The sequence below is a fragment of the Kosakonia pseudosacchari genome, assembly GCF_900184035.1.
GTDB lineage: Bacteria > Pseudomonadota > Gammaproteobacteria > Enterobacterales > Enterobacteriaceae > Kosakonia > Kosakonia pseudosacchari.
The window spans coordinates 32,998-49,894 of sequence record NZ_FXWP01000017.1; the positions used below are offsets into that span (position 1 = coordinate 32,998).

Annotated in this window: 17 protein-coding genes; 4 read left to right on the forward strand and 13 right to left on the reverse strand. The window is 55.3% G+C overall.

Going from position 1 to position 16,897, the window contains the following annotated elements; genetic code table 11:
• Positions 1–9 precede the first annotated feature (9 nt).
• Positions 10–1,311, reverse strand: coding sequence for a cytosine deaminase (locus BN2591_RS14875; protein ID WP_086872675.1), 1,302 nt, complete (start codon positions 1,309–1,311; stop codon positions 10–12).
• Between the two features lie 240 nt (positions 1,312–1,551).
• Here BN2591_RS14875 and nirB point away from each other — a divergent pair, with 240 nt between their 5' ends.
• From nirB to cysG, 4 genes are all read left to right on the forward strand, one after another.
• Positions 1,552–4,095, forward strand: coding sequence for a nitrite reductase large subunit NirB (nirB, locus tag BN2591_RS14885; RefSeq protein WP_086872679.1), 2,544 nt, complete (start codon positions 1,552–1,554; stop codon positions 4,093–4,095).
• Entirely contained in the window at positions 4,092–4,418 is a 327-nt protein-coding gene (gene nirD, locus BN2591_RS14890) for a nitrite reductase small subunit NirD (RefSeq protein WP_017459861.1), read from the forward strand. The genes nirB and nirD overlap by 4 nt, the downstream gene beginning before the upstream one ends.
• A 98-nt stretch (positions 4,419–4,516) precedes the next feature.
• A complete protein-coding gene (gene nirC / locus BN2591_RS14895; RefSeq protein WP_086872681.1) occupies positions 4,517–5,326 on the forward strand; it encodes a nitrite transporter NirC in 810 nt (269 codons plus the stop codon).
• A gap of 17 nt (positions 5,327–5,343) precedes the next feature.
• The gene (gene cysG, locus BN2591_RS14900; RefSeq protein ID WP_086872683.1) at positions 5,344–6,708 is read left to right on the forward strand and encodes a siroheme synthase CysG; all 1,365 of its coding nucleotides are present in this window, start codon (positions 5,344–5,346) and stop codon (positions 6,706–6,708) included.
• A gap of 109 nt (positions 6,709–6,817) precedes the next feature.
• Here the strand turns inward: cysG and trpS are convergent, their stop codons facing one another.
• The 12 genes from trpS to BN2591_RS14965 all read right to left on the reverse strand — a co-directional run bounded on the left by trpS (position 6,818) and on the right by BN2591_RS14965 (position 16,831).
• Entirely contained in the window at positions 6,818–7,822 is a 1,005-nt protein-coding gene (gene trpS, locus BN2591_RS14905; protein WP_086872684.1) for a tryptophan--tRNA ligase, read from the reverse strand.
• Positions 7,815–8,573, reverse strand: coding sequence for a phosphoglycolate phosphatase (gene gph / locus BN2591_RS14910; RefSeq protein ID WP_086872686.1), 759 nt, complete (start codon positions 8,571–8,573; stop codon positions 7,815–7,817). Before gph ends, trpS begins: the two co-directional genes overlap by 8 nt.
• Complete coding sequence (gene rpe, locus BN2591_RS14915; protein ID WP_086872688.1) at positions 8,566–9,243, reverse strand: ribulose-phosphate 3-epimerase; 678 nt, start codon at positions 9,241–9,243, stop codon at positions 8,566–8,568. Before rpe ends, gph begins: the two co-directional genes overlap by 8 nt.
• Before the next feature lie 51 nt (positions 9,244–9,294).
• A complete protein-coding gene (gene dam / locus BN2591_RS14920; RefSeq protein WP_086872690.1) occupies positions 9,295–10,116 on the reverse strand; it encodes an adenine-specific DNA-methyltransferase in 822 nt (273 codons plus the stop codon).
• A gap of 67 nt (positions 10,117–10,183) precedes the next feature.
• Entirely contained in the window at positions 10,184–11,485 is a 1,302-nt protein-coding gene (damX, locus tag BN2591_RS14925; RefSeq protein WP_086872692.1) for a cell division protein DamX, read from the reverse strand.
• An 88-nt stretch (positions 11,486–11,573) separates the two neighbouring features.
• Positions 11,574–12,662, reverse strand: coding sequence for a 3-dehydroquinate synthase (gene aroB / locus BN2591_RS14930; protein WP_086872694.1), 1,089 nt, complete (start codon positions 12,660–12,662; stop codon positions 11,574–11,576).
• Positions 12,663–12,717: 55 nt separating this feature from the next.
• Entirely contained in the window at positions 12,718–13,239 is a 522-nt protein-coding gene (gene aroK / locus BN2591_RS14935; RefSeq protein ID WP_017459852.1) for a shikimate kinase AroK, read from the reverse strand.
• Between the two features lie 287 nt (positions 13,240–13,526).
• Entirely contained in the window at positions 13,527–14,762 is a 1,236-nt protein-coding gene (gene hofQ, locus BN2591_RS14945) for a DNA uptake porin HofQ (RefSeq protein ID WP_086872698.1), read from the reverse strand.
• Positions 14,728–15,075 carry a HofP DNA utilization family protein gene (locus BN2591_RS14950; RefSeq protein ID WP_086872700.1) on the reverse strand — a complete coding sequence of 116 codons (348 nt, stop codon included), beginning with the start codon at positions 15,073–15,075 and terminating at the stop codon, positions 14,728–14,730. Before BN2591_RS14950 ends, hofQ begins: the two co-directional genes overlap by 35 nt.
• Positions 15,065–15,523, reverse strand: coding sequence for a HofO family protein (locus BN2591_RS14955; RefSeq protein WP_244173014.1), 459 nt, complete (start codon positions 15,521–15,523; stop codon positions 15,065–15,067). The genes BN2591_RS14950 and BN2591_RS14955 overlap by 11 nt, the downstream gene beginning before the upstream one ends.
• Positions 15,510–16,046: a PilN domain-containing protein gene (locus BN2591_RS14960; RefSeq protein WP_086872702.1), complete on the reverse strand. Its 537-nt coding sequence runs from the start codon at positions 16,044–16,046 to the stop codon at positions 15,510–15,512. The genes BN2591_RS14955 and BN2591_RS14960 overlap by 14 nt, the downstream gene beginning before the upstream one ends.
• Positions 16,046–16,831, reverse strand: coding sequence for a type IV pilus biogenesis protein PilM (locus BN2591_RS14965; protein WP_086872704.1), 786 nt, complete (start codon positions 16,829–16,831; stop codon positions 16,046–16,048). Before BN2591_RS14965 ends, BN2591_RS14960 begins: the two co-directional genes overlap by 1 nt.
• Positions 16,832–16,897: the final 66 nt, after the last annotated feature.

Below are 16,897 nucleotides of genomic sequence, written 5' to 3' on the forward strand. Positions count from 1 at the left end.
TTTCCAGGGCTACATACCTGAACGATAGCGGCTAAAAAGCACCGCTTCGCCGCCGTTATCCATCTGAATCCAGCTTTGTGCGGGTTGCGTGCTGGCGATGATTCGCCCTTGTCGAATCGACCAGCGTACCGGCGACTGGCAGCGCACCGCATCAAAACCACTCTCAACGGGCAAAATAACCATGTTCGCCGGGTTACCCGTTGCAATACCGTACTGCGTTAAACCAAACGTTCTGGCGCTGTTATGGGTGATAAGACGCAGCCCATCATTAATTTGCTGGTAGCCCATCAACTGGCAAACATGCAGCCCCATATGCAGCACCTGCAACATATTCCCCGTGCCGAGCGGATACCAGGGATCAAACACATCGTCATGGCCAAAGCAGACATTGATCCCCGCCGCCAGCAACTCTTTCACCCGCGTGATCCCCCGGCGCTTGGGATAATCGTCAAAGCGCCCCTGCAAGTGAATGTTTACCAGCGGGTTAGCGACAAAGTTGATGCCGGAAAGCTTTAACAGGCGGAACAACCGCGAGGTGTACGCGCCATTGTAAGAGTGCATCGCCGTGGTATGGCTGGCGGTGACGCGCGGGCCGATGCCCATCTTCAGCGCCAGCGCGGCAACGGTTTCGATAAAGCGCGACTGCTCATCGTCAATTTCATCACAGTGAATATCCAACGGACGGTCATATTTTTGCGCCAGTGCAAAAGCAATATGCAGCGATTCAACACCATATTCGCGGGTAAATTCAAAGTGCGGGATCGCGCCAACCACATCTGCGCCAAGCTGGAGCGCCTCTTCCAGTAATGCAGCACCGTTGGGATAGGAGAGAATGCCTTCCTGCGGGAAAGCGACGATTTGCAGATCAACCCACGGTGCGGCCTCTTTTTTTACTTCCAGCATGGCTTTCAGCGCCGTCAGGCTGGGGTCGGAAACATCAACATGAGTTCGCACATGCTGCACGCCGTTCGCCATTTGCCATTTCAATGTTTGCCAGGCGCGCGCTTTGACATCTTCATGGCTCAGCAGCGCCTTGCGTTCTGCCCAGCGCTCAATGCCTTCAAACAGCGTGCCGGATTGGTTCCAGTTCGGCTCTCCGGCCGTTTGCGTGGTATCGAGGTGAATATGCGGTTCGACAAACGGCGGTAGCGCCAGCCCACCGTGCGCGTTCAATACTTCCAGGCTGTCGCTGTGTGTTTCATTCATCGGGGTAATTTCACCGAAACGACCATTCTCAATCGCGATTTGCCATAACCCTTCGCGATCGGGTAAATGCACATTCTGAACTAACCAAACCGGTGCTGCCGACATAGTGTGACTCCCTCTGTTTCCTTCAGATAATTTGTATCAGACGCGCGTGCAAAAACCCTCTTTTTTTGTACACAAATTCTGCAAACCATAAAAGCCAGTGTTATCCGCGACTTATAAAAACCAATAAAAATCAAATATCTACCCATTAAGTGGTATGTGAAGATGTATTTGATGCACATCAATAAGCCGGGTAGCTGAATCGTTAAGGTGGGTGGTAGTAGAAAAGAAATCGAGGCAAAAATGAGCAAAGTCAAACTCGCTATTATCGGTAACGGCATGGTCGGCCACCGCTTTATTGAGGATCTCCTCGATAAAGCCGACGCCAACCAGTTCGATATTACCGTCTTCTGTGAGGAGCCGCGTAAAGCCTACGACCGCGTCCACCTCTCTTCCTATTTTTCCCATCATACGGCTGAAGAGCTGTCGCTGGTTCGCGAAGGCTTTTACGAGAAACACGGCGTAAAAGTGCTGGTCGGCGAGCGCGCTATCACCATCAACCGTCAGGAAAAAGTGATCCACTCCAGCGCCGGACGCACGGTTTATTACGACAAATTGATTATGTCTACCGGTTCCTATCCATGGATCCCACCGATCAAAGGTTCCGAAACACAAGACTGCTTCGTTTATCGCACTATTGAAGATTTGAACGCCATTGAATCCTGCGCACGTCGTAGCCGCCGCGGGGCGGTAGTCGGTGGTGGCTTGCTCGGGCTGGAAGCGGCCGGCGCGCTGAAAAACTTAGGCGTGGAAACACACGTCATTGAATTTGCGCCAATGCTGATGGCAGAACAGCTCGACCAGATGGGCGGCGAGCAACTGAAGCGCAAAATCGAAAGCATGGGCGTGCGCGTGCACACCAGCAAAAACACCAAAGAGATTGTGCAGGAAGGCACTGAAGCGCGTAAAACCATGCGTTTCGCCGACGGTAGCGAGCTGGAAGTCGACTTTATCGTCTTCTCCACCGGTATTCGCCCGCGTGACAAACTGGCGACCCAGTGCGGCCTGGACGTAGCGCAGCGCGGCGGCATTATGATCAACGATAGCTGCCAGACCTCCGATCCTGATATCTATGCCATCGGCGAGTGCGCCAGCTGGAATAATCGCGTGTATGGTCTGGTCGCGCCGGGTTACAAAATGGCGCAGGTGGCGGTGGATCATATCCTCGGCACCGCCAACGCCTTTGAAGGTGCAGACCTCAGCGCCAAACTGAAACTGCTCGGCGTCGATGTTGGTGGGATCGGCGACGCCCATGGCCGCACGCCAGGCGCGCGTAGCTATGTCTATCTCGACGAAAGCAAAGAAGTCTACAAACGCCTGATTGTCAGCCCGGATAACAAAACCCTGCTCGGCGCTGTGCTGGTGGGCGATACCAGCGATTTCGGCAACCTGCTGCAACTGGTGCTGAACGCCATCGAGCTGCCGGAGAATCCGGACGCGCTGATCCTGCCGGCCCATGCGGCCGGCGGTAAACCCTCTATCGGCGTGGATAAGCTGCCGGACAGCGCGCAGATCTGCTCCTGCTTCGACGTCACCAAAGGTGACCTGATTGCCGCGATTAACAAAGGCTGTCACACCGTTGCCGCGCTGAAAGCCGAGACCAAAGCCGGCACTGGCTGCGGCGGTTGTATCCCGCTGGTGACGCAGGTGCTGAACGCTGAACTGGCGAAACAGGGCATCGAAGTGACCAACAATCTGTGTGAACATTTTGCTTACTCTCGCCAGGAGCTGTATCACCTGATCCGCGTCGAAGGCATCAAATCTTTCGACGAACTGCTGGCAAAATATGGCAAAGGTTATGGTTGCGAAGTGTGTAAACCGACCGTCGGTTCCCTGCTGGCGTCCTGCTGGAATGAGTACATCCTGAAACCGCAGCACACGCCGTTGCAGGATACCAACGACAACTTCCTCGCCAATATTCAGAAAGATGGCACCTATTCCGTGATCCCGCGCTCCGCAGGCGGCGAAATCACCCCGGAAGGGCTGATGGAAGTGGGCCGTATCGCCCGTGAATTCAATCTCTACACCAAAATCACCGGTTCTCAGCGTATCGGCCTGTTCGGCGCGCAAAAAGACGATCTGCCGGAAATCTGGCGTCAGTTGATTAACGCGGGCTTTGAAACTGGCCATGCCTACGCCAAAGCGCTGCGTATGGCGAAAACCTGTGTCGGTTCGACCTGGTGCCGTTACGGTGTCGGCGACAGCGTGGGCTTCGGCGTTGAGCTGGAAAACCGCTACAAAGGCATCCGTACTCCGCACAAAATGAAGTTCGGCGTCTCTGGCTGTACCCGCGAATGCGCCGAAGCGCAGGGTAAAGACGTGGGGATTATCGCCACGGAAAAAGGCTGGAACCTGTATGTGTGCGGTAACGGCGGCATGAAACCGCGCCATGCGGATCTGCTGGCGGCGGATCTCGATCGCGAAACCCTGCTGCACTATCTCGATCGCTTTATGATGTTCTACATCCGTACCGCCGACAAGCTGACGCGTACCGCCTCCTGGCTCGACAGCATGGAAGGCGGCATCGACTACCTGAAGAGCGTGATTATCGACGACAAACTGGGCTTTGACGCGCAGCTTGAAGAAGAGATGACCCGCCTGCGTGAAGCGGTGGTCTGCGAGTGGACAGAGACGGTGAACACGCCTTCCGCGCAGCTTCGCTTCAAACACTTTATCAACAGCGACCGCCGCGATCCGAACGTGCAGGTAGTGCCAGAGCGTGCGCAACATCGCCCGGCAACGCCGTATGAACGTATCCCGGTGGTGTTAGTGGAGGAAAACGCATGAGCCAGTGGAACACCGTCTGCAACATCGATGACATCATCCCTGCGACCGGCGTATGCGCGTTGGTGAAAGGTCAGCAAGTCGCGATTTTTCGCCCGCGCCATGATGACCAGGTGTATGCCATCAGCAACATCGACCCGTTTTTTGAGTCCAGCGTGCTGTCTCGCGGTCTTATCGCTGAACATCAGGGCGAGTTGTGGGTTGCCAGCCCGCTGAAAAAACAGCGCTTCCGCCTGCGCGACGGCGTATGCATGGAAGATGAAAGCCGCTCTGTCGCGCATTTCGATGCGCGCGTGAAAGACGGCGAAGTACAAATTAAAGCGTAATACCCCTGCGGGGGCGCAATGTCCCCGCTGTTTCACTTTTTCGTTTTCATTTTTTTTCCTTTTAAACATTTTCTTTTTAACTTTGGATAATCAACATTATGTTTACCGACACGATTAATAAGTGCGCGGCTAACGCTGCGCGTATCGCTCGCCTCTCTGCACAAAATCCGCTGGGTTTCTGGATAAGTTCCGCCATGGCGGGCGCTTATGTTGGCCTCGGCATTATCCTGATTTTCACGCTCGGCAACCTGCTTGATCCGGCGTTGCGCCCGCTGGTGATGGGCGCAACCTTTGGCATTGCCTTAACGCTGGTGATTATCGCCGGTTCTGAGCTTTTTACCGGCCACACCATGTTTCTGACGCTGGGCGTCAAAGCGGGCACTATTCGCCACGGGCAAATGTGGTCTATTTTGCCGCAAACCTGGCTCGGTAATTTGCTCGGCTCAGTGTTTGTCGCGCTGCTTTACAACTGGGGCGGCGGCAGTTTATTACCCGTAGATACGAGCCTGGTGCACGCGGTCGCGCTGGCCAAAACCAGTGCGCCAGCAACGGTGCTGTTTTTTAAGGGCACGCTGTGTAACTGGCTGGTGTGCCTGGCTATCTGGATGGCAATCCGTACCGAAGGCGCAGCGAAATTCCTCGCTATCTGGTGGTGCCTGCTGGCGTTTATCGCCTCGGGTTACGAACACTCCATCGCCAATATGACGCTCTTTGCGCTCTCCTGGTTCGGCCATCACAGCGAGGCGTATACCCTCTCCGGGATTGGGCATAACCTGTTGTGGGTAACGCTTGGCAATACCTTCTCTGGCGCGGTATTTATGGGGTTAGGTTACTGGTATGCTACGCCAAAATCTGAGCGTCCTTCTGCGGTCACCCGCGTGGCAAGCCAGGCTACAGCGAATAACTAAAATGATGAGGTAATGTCGTGGACCATTTGCCAATTTTTTGCCAGCTACGCGATCGCCAGTGCCTGCTTGTCGGTGGTGGCGATGTCGCAGAACGTAAAGCCCGGCTGTTAATGGATGCGGGTGCACGGCTTACCGTCAACGCGCTCACCTTTGTTCCTCAGTTCACCGTGTGGGCTGAAGAAGGCATGTTGACGCTGGTTGAAGGCGAATTTAGCGAAACGCTGTTAGACGCGTGCTGGCTGGCGATTGCCGCAACGGACGACGAAGCAGTAAATCAGCGTGTCAGCGATGCGGCAGAGCAGCGCCGAATCTTCTGCAACGTTGTGGACGCGCCCAAACAGGCAAGTTTTATCATGCCGTCAATCATTGACCGCTCACCGTTGATGGTAGCGGTCTCTTCCGGTGGCACATCGCCGGTGCTGGCGCGTTTGCTGCGTGAAAAACTGGAATCACTGCTGCCGCAGCATCTTGGTCATATCGCTCATTTCGCGGGCACGTTACGCAGCCGGGTCAAAAAGCAGTTCGCCAGTATGAGTGAGCGCCGTCGTTTCTGGGAAAAATTGTTCGTCAATGACCGACTGGCGCAATCGCTGGCGAACGAGGATACAGCTGCCGTGGAGAAAATGACCGAACAGCTGCTGGCTGAACCGCTGGATAACCGTGGTGAAGTGGTGCTGGTTGGCGCGGGGCCTGGCGACGCCGGGCTGCTGACCTTAAAAGGTTTGCAGCAGATCCAGCAAGCCGATGTGGTGGTTTACGACCGGCTGGTTTCCGATGAGATTATGAATCTGGTGCGCCGCGACGCTGACCGGGTATTTGTTGGCAAACGCGCGGGCTATCACTGCGTGCCGCAGGAGGAGATCAACCAGATCCTGCTGCGCGAAGCGCAAAGCGGTAAACGCGTTGTCCGGCTCAAGGGCGGCGATCCGTTTATTTTCGGGCGCGGCGGTGAAGAGCTGGAAACGCTCTGCCACGCAGGCATTCCTTTTTCGGTGGTGCCGGGAATTACGGCGGCATCAGGCTGTTCAGCTTACTCCGGCATTCCGCTAACCCATCGCGATTATGCGCAAAGCGTGCGGCTGGTGACTGGCCACCTGAAAACCGGTGGCGAGCTGGACTGGGCCAATCTGGCTGCGGAAAAGCAAACGCTGGTGTTCTATATGGGACTGAATCAGGCGGCAACGATTCAGGCACAACTCATAGCGCATGGAATGCAGGCGGATATGTCGGTGGCGCTGGTGGAAAACGGCACCTCGGTGCAGCAGAAAGTCGTCAGTGGCGCGTTGTCGCAGTTGGGCGAACTGGCACAGCAGGTGCAAAGCCCGGCGCTGATCATTGTTGGTCGCGTGGTGGGGCTGCGCGATAAGCTCAAATGGTTCTAAAAACAGAAAAAGGGCAGGTAAAACCTGCCCTTTTTATTGTCTAAAAACCCCCAGGCTGGCTGAGGGTTTAAGACGACGTTCAGCGATAAAGCGCTTTTAAGGTCTGCGATTACGGTTTAGCGACGAAACCAATCGCTTCGTAGACTTTCTTCAGGGTTTCCGACGCACGCGCGCTGGCTTTTTCCGCGCCGTCTTTCATCACCTGTTGCAGGAAGGCTTCATCATTGCGATAGCGATGATAACGCTCTTGCAGCTCGGTCAGCATGCCGGAGACGGCATCCGCCACTTCGCCTTTCAGATGGCCGTACATTTTGCCTTCAAAGTGCTGTTCCAGCTCCGCAATACTCTGCCCGGTTACCGCAGAGAGAATATCCAGCAGGTTAGAGACGCCCGCTTTGTTGGCGATGTCGTAACGCACTACTGGCGGCTCGTCGGAGTCGGTAACGGCGCGTTTGATTTTTTTCACCACCGATTTCGGATCTTCCAGCAGGCCGATAACGTTGTTGCGGTTATCGTCCGATTTGGACATCTTCTTGGTCGGCTCCAGCAGCGACATCACGCGCGCGCCGGATTTCGGAATGAACGGCTCAGGCACTTTGAAGATATCGCCATAAATCGCGTTGAAACGCTGGGCGATATCGCGGCTCAGCTCCAGATGCTGTTTCTGGTCTTCACCCACCGGCACCTGGTTGGTTTGGTACAGCAGAATGTCTGCCGCCATCAGCACCGGGTAATCAAACAGACCGGCGTTGATGTTTTCCGCATAGCGTGCGGATTTGTCTTTGAACTGGGTCATGCGGCTCAGTTCACCGAAATAGGTGTAGCAGTTCAGCGCCCAGCCAAGCTGCGCATGCTCTGGCACATGGGACTGAACGAAGATAGTGCTTTTTTGCGGATCGATGCCGCACGCCAGGTAAAGTGCCAGCGTGTCCAGCGTCGCCTTGCGCAGCGCTTGCGGATCCTGGCGCACGGTAATCGCGTGCTGGTCAACGATGCAGTAGATACAGTGATAGTCGTCCTGCATGTTCACCCACTGACGCAGCGCACCCATATAGTTGCCAATGGTTAATTCACCTGAGGGCTGTGCGCCACTAAAGACGATGGGCTTAGTCATTTTTCATTTCCTGATTTTCACTGTGCGAAAGCCCGAGTGCGGGCAGTAAATCTTTGAAGTGATCGAACACGTAATCCGGCTCGCTGGCGGTAATCGCTTCGCCGTAGTTATACCCGTAGGTCAGACCAACAGAAGCGCTACCTGCCGCCTTAGCGGCCAGGATGTCATTACGCGAATCACCCACGAAGAGCAATTCATGAGGTTGAATATTGAGCTTTTTGCACACCAGAAGCAACGGTTCCGGGTGCGGCTTTTTGTTCACCACATCATCGCCGCCGACCACAAACGTGAAGTATTGCGCAATGCCCAGCGCCTCCAGCAGCGGTGCCACGAACGGTGTCGGCTTATTGGTCACCAGCGCCAGTGGCAAGCCTTTGGCATGCAGAGCCGTCAGCGTCTGTTCCACGTCCGGGAACAGAAAACTGCCTTCTTCCACGGTCTCTTCGTAATAACGGTTGAACAGCTTACGCAGCATGCGTATCTGCTCTTCCTGCGGAATGTCGTTATCAACGTCAGGTTTGCCCTGCGCCGCGCGCTGGCTGGTGCGCTCCTGGCGAGCCCAGTTAAACGCCCGCTCCATCAACACATCCGCGCCGTTACCAATCCATGTCACTACGCGCGCTTCGCCCGCTTGCGGCAGCTCAAGGGCATACAGCGCGCTGTCCACCGCAGCGGTCAGACCCGGCGCGCTATCCACCAGCGTACCGTCGAGATCAAAAGCAATACCCTGAATCGACTGCATTTTATTCATGACTTACCTTTGCCAGTTCATTACGCATTTCATCAATAACCTGTTTGTAATCCGGTTTATCGAAAATCGCCGAACCCGCGACAAACATATCCGCGCCCGCTGCAGCGATATCGCCGATGTTGCTCACCTTAACGCCGCCGTCGACTTCGAGACGGATATCAAAGCCTGAGGCATCAATGCGACGACGCACTTCACGCAGCTTATCCAGCGTGTGTGGAATAAAAGACTGGCCGCCAAAACCGGGGTTTACCGACATCAGCAGGATCACGTCCAGTTTGTCCATCACATAATCCAGGTAGCTGAGCGGTGTTGCCGGGTTAAACACCAGCCCCGCTTTACAGCCATGTTCTTTGATGAGCTGCAGGGAGCGATCAACGTGTTCGGACGCTTCGGGATGAAAGGTGATAATGCTGGCGCCAGCGGCGGCGAAATCCGGGATCAGCCGATCAACCGGTTTCACCATCAGATGAACATCTATAGGCGCGGTGATGCCATAATTGCGCAGCGCTTTGAGCACCATCGGGCCAATGGTCAAATTCGGCACGTAATGGTTATCCATTACGTCGAAATGCACCACATCACCGCCCGCAGCCAGTACGGCGGCGGTATCTTCGCCCAGGCGAGCAAAATCAGCCGACAAAATCGAGGGGGCAATCAAATACTGTTTCATCCGCATCTCCTTGAGAAAGTAGGGTTCGGCAGGCAGCGCGGTGAATGCGAATTATCGCGGAGCCGGGCGATAGAGCGCCAGCAGCTCATCCACCTTTTTACGTGTACCACCGTTACTGCTGATACTGCGCCGCACTTTTACCACGTGCAATTTTGCCTGACTGTACCACTCACGCGTTAACAGCGTATCGTGGTTGGAAATCAATACCGGGATCCGGTTTTGCACCAGACTTTCGGCAATCGCCGCCAAATGCGCCTGCTGCTCAAGACTGAAACTGTTGGTGTGATACGCCGTAAAATTGGCCGTCGCCGACAGCGGGGCGTAAGGCGGATCGCAGTAGACCACGGAGTTCTCGTCAGCGCGCGCCATGCTATCTGCGTAAGATTCGCAGTAAAAAAAGGCATTCTGCGCTTTTTCGGCGAAGTGGTACAACTCCGCTTCCGGGAAATAGGGTTTCTTATAACGGCCGAACGGCACGTTGAATTCACCGCGCAAATTATAGCGGCACAGGCCGTTGTAGCCATGGCGATTGAGGTATAAAAACAGCAGCGCGCGCCGGAAAGGCTCCTGGCACTGGTTAAACTCTTCGCGCAGCTGGTAATAAACCGCAGACTGATTCGTCTCAGGCGCGAACAACGCCCGTGCCTGGCGCACATACTCGTCAGGCTGGTCTTTAACGATGTTATAGAGGCTAATCAAGTCGCTGTTGATATCAGCGAGGATATAGCGGGAGAACGACGTGTTGAGAAACACCGAACCCGCGCCGACGAACGGCTCGATAAGGCATTCACCCTGCGGCAGATGCCTTCCGATATCGTCCAGCAGGGGGTATTTCCCCCCTGCCCATTTCAAAAAAGCGCGATTCTTTTTCATGCTGACTGATTACTTACACTCTCTCCGGCTGTGGAGAAAGCTCCGACAGCATCCTGCGCTTTATACATTACTTCAGATCGGCCTGAACCTGATGTATCGGTTTGGCCCAGGGATTTTTCGCCTGTACGTCTGCCGGCAACGCCGCGACAGCGCGTTTCGCATCGTCTTTAGATGCGTACACACCGCTCACCAGCACGTACCACGGCTGGCCGTTACGTGTTGTCTGGTACACTACGAAGTTTTTCAGATTCTCTTTCTTCGCCCACGCATTGAGGTTGTTGGAGTTCGAGGAACTGCTCAACTGCAATGTGTAGTGGTTACCCGGCGCAGATTTTAACGCTCCAACATTCCCGGTGGTGGCCCCGGCGCTTGCCGCAGGCGCGGCGCTGGCGGCTGGTGCAGTCACGGCTTTGGGCTGCGTTTGCGCAGGTGACGAGGTTACCGCAGGTGCTTTTACCGGTGCGGTAGCGGCGGTTTCAGTGCGTTTCGGCGGCTGAGCGACAGCTTTGGATTCGGCTTTTGGTTCCGCTTTCGCGACTGGCTCTTTAGCAACCGCCTTCGGCTCGATAACCATCTGTTTGCGTTCGGTACGCGGCGCAGCGGTATGGTTTTCAGTTGCAGCAGATTGTGTCTGACGCGCAGCAGCGCCGTTACCGTTACGTACCGGCGCAACCGTTGCAGGTTCGGTTGGCAGCGTCGAATTTATCGCGTTATCTATCTGCGACTGATTTTGCGGCTGAGTCAGTGCGTTATTCAGATCACCCTGCACTTCAACACGCTGCTGGCCAGCAGGCGCGGCAGGCGCTTCAGCTTGTGATGGCGTAGAAGAAATGGGCGGCAGCGAGACATCCTGTGACGCAGGCGCACTGCCTGACGTTGGTTGCTGAGCAGGTGCTGGCTGTGCGCCATTTGCCTGATCGGCGGCACCGGTATTAGTCGCGGTGTTATTGCCTGCGGAGAGATCGATGCTTTTCTCCGCCGGTGCGTTTTGTTCATTGCTCGTTGTCGGTGCGGGGGATTTCAGCGCAGAGCCGATGCCGATGATTAACAGAAGCAGAACCAGAATGCCGACACCCATCATCACATACTGGCGGGAAGCGGGTTTCGCGGCAGCTGCTTTCTTACGCTTACGCGGACGACGCTCTTCGCGCTCCTCGTCAAACGCTTCTTCATCTTCTTCATAGCTCTCTTCTTCACGCTCATCACGCGCCCGGCGGCTGCGCGAAGGGCGGCGTTCGTCCGCATCGACATCAACATCATCAAAGTTGATATGCGGTTCATCGACACGCTCGGAAGATTGGCGAGAACGACCAGTACGACGATCGCTGGGATCGGGTTTCAGCTCGTCTTCTGGTTTGAATTCATCCATTTAACACCCCACACAAAGGCGTATGCCACATCATGCATCTCGCCCGAAGTTAAACGCCACGCGATGCGTGACCAGACCTTTCTAATAGTTACGCCTGCTGGCAATCAGCAATAGCGCCAAGTACTACGTCGTGCGACACTCCGCCGCGAACTTCACTCTTCCCTATTGCCAACGGGAGCACTAAACGCATCTCTCCCGCCAACACTTTTTTATCGCGCATCATATGCGGTAGATAAGCCTGCGCGGACATCTCCTGCGGGCCTTGTACCGGTAAACCTGCGCGTTTCAGCAGCGCCTTTATACGCTGCGTGTCTGCTTTGCTGAACTGGCCAAGACGTTCCGATGCATGCGCCGCCATTACCATGCCTGCCGCGACAGCTTCACCGTGCAACCAGTTCCCGTAGCCCATTTCCGCTTCAATAGCGTGACCGAAGGTATGCCCCAGATTCAGTAAAGCACGTAAGCCTGTTTCCCGCTCATCAGCGGCAACAACTTCTGCTTTCAGCTCACAACAACGGCGAATACAGTACGCCATCGCCGGGCCATCAAGGCGCAGCAACGCATCCATGTTCTGTTCCAGCCAGTTAAAGAACTCGCCGTCGAGAATAATGCCGTATTTGATCACTTCCGCGAGGCCGGAGGACAATTCGCGGGCAGGAAGCGTAGCCAGACAATCAAGATCGACAACTACCGACGCAGGCTGATAAAACGCGCCGATCATATTTTTGCCGAGGGGGTGGTTCACCGCTGTTTTGCCGCCAACAGAGGAGTCAACCTGAGAAAGGAGCGTGGTCGGCACTTGAATAAAGCGCACGCCGCGCTGATAGCTGGCTGCCGCGAAGCCGGTCAAATCACCCACCACTCCGCCACCCAGCGCGACCAGTGTGGTATCGCGCCCATGAGTTTTTTGCAACAGTGCGGTGAAAACCGTGTCCATCACCGCAAGGCTTTTGTACTGCTCGCCATCCGGCAGAATCACGCTATCCACTTTCACGCCAGCCTGCTCAAGAACATGGCGGACTCTATCAAGATAGAGCGGAGCCAGTGTTTCATTGGTGACCAGCATAACCTGATCACCAGACTTCAGAGGCGAGAAGGAAGCTGGATCGTTAAACAAACCAGCCGCGATGGTGATAGGGTAACTACGTTCCCCGAGAGTGACTGTGATCCTCTCCATGACGCGACATCCACCTTAGTTGCTTAAACCCGCAGGCGTGTGAATTAAGCCAGAATTAGTTGCTTTCCAGCATATGAATAATCTGGTTTGCCACCACTTTAGCACTCTGATCGTCAGTGCGAATGGTCACGTCGGCAATCTCTTCATACAACGGATTACGTTCGTCGGCCAACGCTTCCAGCACTTCGCGCGGCGGCGTATCCACCTGCAAAAGCGGGCGTTTTTTGTCGCGTTGAGTACGAGCTAATTGCTTTTCGATAGTGGTTTCCAGATAAACCACTACGCCACGGGCGGAGAGACGATTACGGGTCTCGCGAGACTTCACAGAGCCACCGCCGGTCGCCAGTACGATGCCCTGTTTTTCCGTCAGCTCATTGATGATTTTTTCTTCGCGATCGCGGAAGCCTTCTTCACCTTCAACATCGAAGACCCAGCCCACATCAGCTCCGGTTCGTTTCTCAATCTCTTGATCAGAATCGTAAAATTCCATATTGAGTTGTTGAGCTAACTGACGCCCAATAGTGCTTTTGCCGGCACCCATAGGCCCAACCAGAAAGATATTGCGTTTCTCTGCCATTTTTTCGGTACTACTAAGACTATTCGTTGATGATAAACCCGCTTCGCGAAGACTCGGCGTAGCAGGACATGAACTGAAACCTCATATGCGATAGTGCGAGAGTCAGATCGAAAATTATCTCAGTACTCCGGCTTGTTTGGCAACTGAATAAACGCGCAATCCTTCATGCTGCTCATTGTTCGACGGAGACCACTGACGCTCAAATCGGTACTCCTTGTAAGCTAAATCATGTCTCACGTCAAACACATGAACCAAGTTCCATTGAAAAAGGGGGAGTTACGGCAGATTTAATGTACCGCCGCCAACCTGGGCGTAATAAACACCACCAGCTCGCGCCGCTCATTATCTTTAGCGTCCTGGCGAAATAACCTGCCGATGCCAGGAATCGAACCTAAACCCGGGACCTGCGCCCTGTCGGCGGAGTTCTTTTGTGAAAAGATCCCGCCAAGCGCCAGCGTATCGCCACTTTTTACCTCTACCTGTGTTTCAATCTCCTGCTTGTCAATCGCCATCGCCTCACCCCCAGCCTGCTGCAGCACCTGACCCGGCATATTTTGGCTAATGCGCAGCTTTAGTCGTACACGGTTATCAGGCAGTACCGTCGGTGTGACTTCCATCCCCAGCACCGCTTCTTTAAATTCCACCGCCGTGCTGCCGCTATCGCCGCTGGCGACCTGATAAGGTATTTCGCTCCCCTGTTTGATACTCGCTGGCTGGCGGTGAGAAGCCAACAAGCGCGGGCTGGCGATAATTTCAAGTTGCTGTTTTTGCTCAAGGGCTGACAACTCCAGTTCCAGCAGTTGGGCGTTGATACTGCCGATATTAAAGCTGACGCGCGTACTGGCATCCGGAACCGAGAGATCGGCAGAAACGCCGCTAAGTTGTCCACGCGCTGCGGGTTTATCCTGCGCCAGTCCCCATTTCACACCCAGCTCGCGCAGGCTTTTTTCATTGATGGTGACGATATAAGCCGCCAGCTCTACCTGCTCGACCGGTAAATCCATCTGCGCGACCCATTTTTCCAGCGCTGCGAGCACTTCTTTATTATCACGCACCAGTAACCGGTTAAGCCGCGCATCAACCGTAATGGCCCCTTGCGGGCTGAGCAGTTTTTCCCCGGCTTTTGCCAGCTCCACCGCATCGGCATAACGCAACACAAAACTGCGTGTTTGCAAGGGTACGTTCTGCTTACGCTGGCGCTGCGCGGCCTCCTGCTCCGCCTGCTTTTGCTGCCGCCATGCCGTGGTATGGACCTGCCAGATGTTGCCCTGCTGGTGTAACGTTAATCCGGCACTGGCGGCAACGGTTTGTAGCGCCTGCTGCCAGGGGACATCTTTGAGGTTCAGCGACACCGTGCCGCTGACCTCAGGTGAAATCACCATGTTCTGCTTCTCCAGCGCAACCAGCGCCTGCAATACCTGGGTGACAGGCACGTCGTCGACGGTCATTGTGACGACACGTGATGTCTGCGCGCCGGCAAGCGGCAGGCTAAAGAGCATCGCGCTCGCTATCCATTTTCGCATGTTGAGTTCCTTCTCGTTGCCAGCGCCATTGCGCTGGAGTGCACTCTTTGCCAATCTCAATCAGCATTTCATCGTGGTAGATAGCGATAACACGCCATCCGGTAGGCAGCGTTTCGCCAGCAATAAGGCGATACCAGCGCCCGGAGCCATCGCGCACGATCCCTATCGGCTGCTCCCCCGCCACCGCGCCGTGAAAATGCCAGTTGCCGAGCTGTGCGATTTGGCATGTATCTGGCGGCGGCTGGAAAGGATCGCGCATGCCGCACAGAAGCAGACTGAGCAACGCGGCCAGTAACAGACGTCTAGTTCGCATTATCCTGCTCCACGCGCAGCGTAAAATTCAGCGCACCTTCACCTGACATTAATGAAAACGCAGGAACCTGCATGCCGCGCGCCGTTAGCAGTGAAAACGTCTCAGCTACGTCTTTCCAGCCGGTCTCAAGCACCAGCTCTCCACCACCCTGAGCAGGCTGCCAGCGGACAAGCTGGCGCCCCTGTGACTGAAAATCCAGCGGGCTAAATGTCAGACGCTCCGGCAAAGCCACTGAATCCGACGGTGGCACCAGCGCGTGTAACTTTTGCCACTGTGCTCGCAGCTGCATACGTTGTTGCTGTTGTTGAGTAACCAGACGTATCTGCGTCTCTTTGATCGGGCATATCGCCAGCCACCATAAAAGTACCAGTGCGCAAAGTGCACTGAGTAGCCAACAAAACACCCGCATTCGTAATGACAAAGCAAACCACACATCAGGGTTGAGCATCATTACCCTCCCGGTTCAGTTGGTAGTGGAATTGCCAGCGCCCCTGCGCATCACGCTCTACTGTGCCTGCGGGTTGCAGCTGAAACCCTGGCGTTTTCTGTAACCTTTGCTCGAGCTCGCTTAAAGCGTTAAAGGAGCTGGCCAGGCCAGCGATTTCAAGTTGGTTTTGCTGCCAGCGCAGAGCAGTAAGCCAGGCGTTGGGCGGCAGATTTTCCGCCAGGCCGAGCAATATCTGTCGCCACGCTTGAGTGCGCTGAAGCCGTGATAGCTGCGCCTGTGCCTGCAGCCAGCGCTGGCGTCGAAGCTGCAACGGCTGCTCGGCGGCATGCAACCCTGCGAGCAAGGCGACATCAGATTGCTGCCACAGCGTAGCCTGACGCAGGTCAACCGCAGCACATGCCCGCCATAATGCGCCACCCAGCACGATCACCAACGCTGTCGCGATAAAAACCGCGCCCCACAGACGTATACAGCGCAACCGCTTTTGATGCCGCCAGGGGAGAAAATTCACGACGGGCTGCATCAGTATCCCCTGGCAACAGCCAGTCCCAGCGCTATCGCGTAGCGTTCTCCGGCATCGGGTAAAGGCGGCTGGCGTGAGGGGACGGCGCTCCAGCAGTCAAATCCGCCGGGCATCTCGCCACACTGTGTGATTTCGTCTGTGGGTAGCCCAAGCACGGCGGCAAGCTGAGCAACATTTTCAGCCTCTTCACGCGCGCGTCGCCCCCAGCTCTCTCTCGTGGCCCACAGCCACTGGCGCTCATCACACCAGGTAAGGCAGCGGGCCGGTGGGGTCAGCCAGGGTAACAGTGGCTGTAGTGCACTGGCATCCGGCGTAATAGAAGAAAGATGAAGGGATAATGTCTGTGCTATTTCCAGCAATGCCCCCACATCTTTATTTTGCGCAGCAGTAACGCCGTAGGCTTTGCCGGGCTCATCTTCGGTGAAGTCGAAACAGAGATCGTTTTCCGCCATCTCCAGTTCACGCGCCATTGCCTGCGAAACCCAGCTTGTTAAAGCAGGTTCGCGCAGCGTGATTGCCGGTCGCGGCAGCTTTTTTTGCAGGGTTTGCCCGGCGGGAAATGCCATGCGTACGCAATGGCGTTGCGGTAGCGATTGCCGCCAGGGACGCAATACATTGAGCAGTTCGTCCGGCGCTTTAATCCGCCCCTGCACCACGATGCCAGGGGAGAGTGGAAGGTGCCACCAACGGCGCAACGCCTGGCCGCGACGCCCGGCGGCAAGGGCGACAATAAAGATTCCATCTTGTTGAATATGCAAACCAATTTGCCAGTGCCTGAATGCCATAAATCCCGATCTCCTTATCGTCTCGCTGGATACGCTATATCAATGCATCAGGCTTGCCTTTATACT

Bases quoted from the DNA above. Each gene is read 5' to 3' on its own strand.
- BN2591_RS14875 (WP_086872675.1), bottom strand. From the start codon at position 1,311: ATGTCGGCAGCACCGGTTTGGTTAGTTCAGAATGTGCATTTACCCGAT.
- nirB (WP_086872679.1), top strand. From the start codon at position 1,552: ATGAGCAAAGTCAAACTCGCTATTATCGGTAACGGCATGGTCGGCCAC.
- nirD (WP_017459861.1), top strand. From the start codon at position 4,092: ATGAGCCAGTGGAACACCGTCTGCAACATCGATGACATCATCCCTGCG.
- nirC (WP_086872681.1), top strand. From the start codon at position 4,517: ATGTTTACCGACACGATTAATAAGTGCGCGGCTAACGCTGCGCGTATC.
- trpS (WP_086872684.1), bottom strand. From the start codon at position 7,822: ATGACTAAGCCCATCGTCTTTAGTGGCGCACAGCCCTCAGGTGAATTA.
- gph (WP_086872686.1), bottom strand. From the start codon at position 8,573: ATGAATAAAATGCAGTCGATTCAGGGTATTGCTTTTGATCTCGACGGT.
- rpe (WP_086872688.1), bottom strand. From the start codon at position 9,243: ATGAAACAGTATTTGATTGCCCCCTCGATTTTGTCGGCTGATTTTGCT.
- dam (WP_086872690.1), bottom strand. From the start codon at position 10,116: ATGAAAAAGAATCGCGCTTTTTTGAAATGGGCAGGGGGGAAATACCCC.
- damX (WP_086872692.1), bottom strand. From the start codon at position 11,485: ATGGATGAATTCAAACCAGAAGACGAGCTGAAACCCGATCCCAGCGAT.
- aroB (WP_086872694.1), bottom strand. From the start codon at position 12,662: ATGGAGAGGATCACAGTCACTCTCGGGGAACGTAGTTACCCTATCACC.
- aroK (WP_017459852.1), bottom strand. From the start codon at position 13,239: ATGGCAGAGAAACGCAATATCTTTCTGGTTGGGCCTATGGGTGCCGGC.
- hofQ (WP_086872698.1), bottom strand. From the start codon at position 14,762: ATGCGAAAATGGATAGCGAGCGCGATGCTCTTTAGCCTGCCGCTTGCC.
- BN2591_RS14950 (WP_086872700.1), bottom strand. From the start codon at position 15,075: ATGCGAACTAGACGTCTGTTACTGGCCGCGTTGCTCAGTCTGCTTCTG.
- BN2591_RS14955 (WP_244173014.1), bottom strand. From the start codon at position 15,523: ATGCTCAACCCTGATGTGTGGTTTGCTTTGTCATTACGAATGCGGGTG.
- BN2591_RS14960 (WP_086872702.1), bottom strand. From the start codon at position 16,046: ATGCAGCCCGTCGTGAATTTTCTCCCCTGGCGGCATCAAAAGCGGTTG.
- BN2591_RS14965 (WP_086872704.1), bottom strand. From the start codon at position 16,831: ATGGCATTCAGGCACTGGCAAATTGGTTTGCATATTCAACAAGATGGA.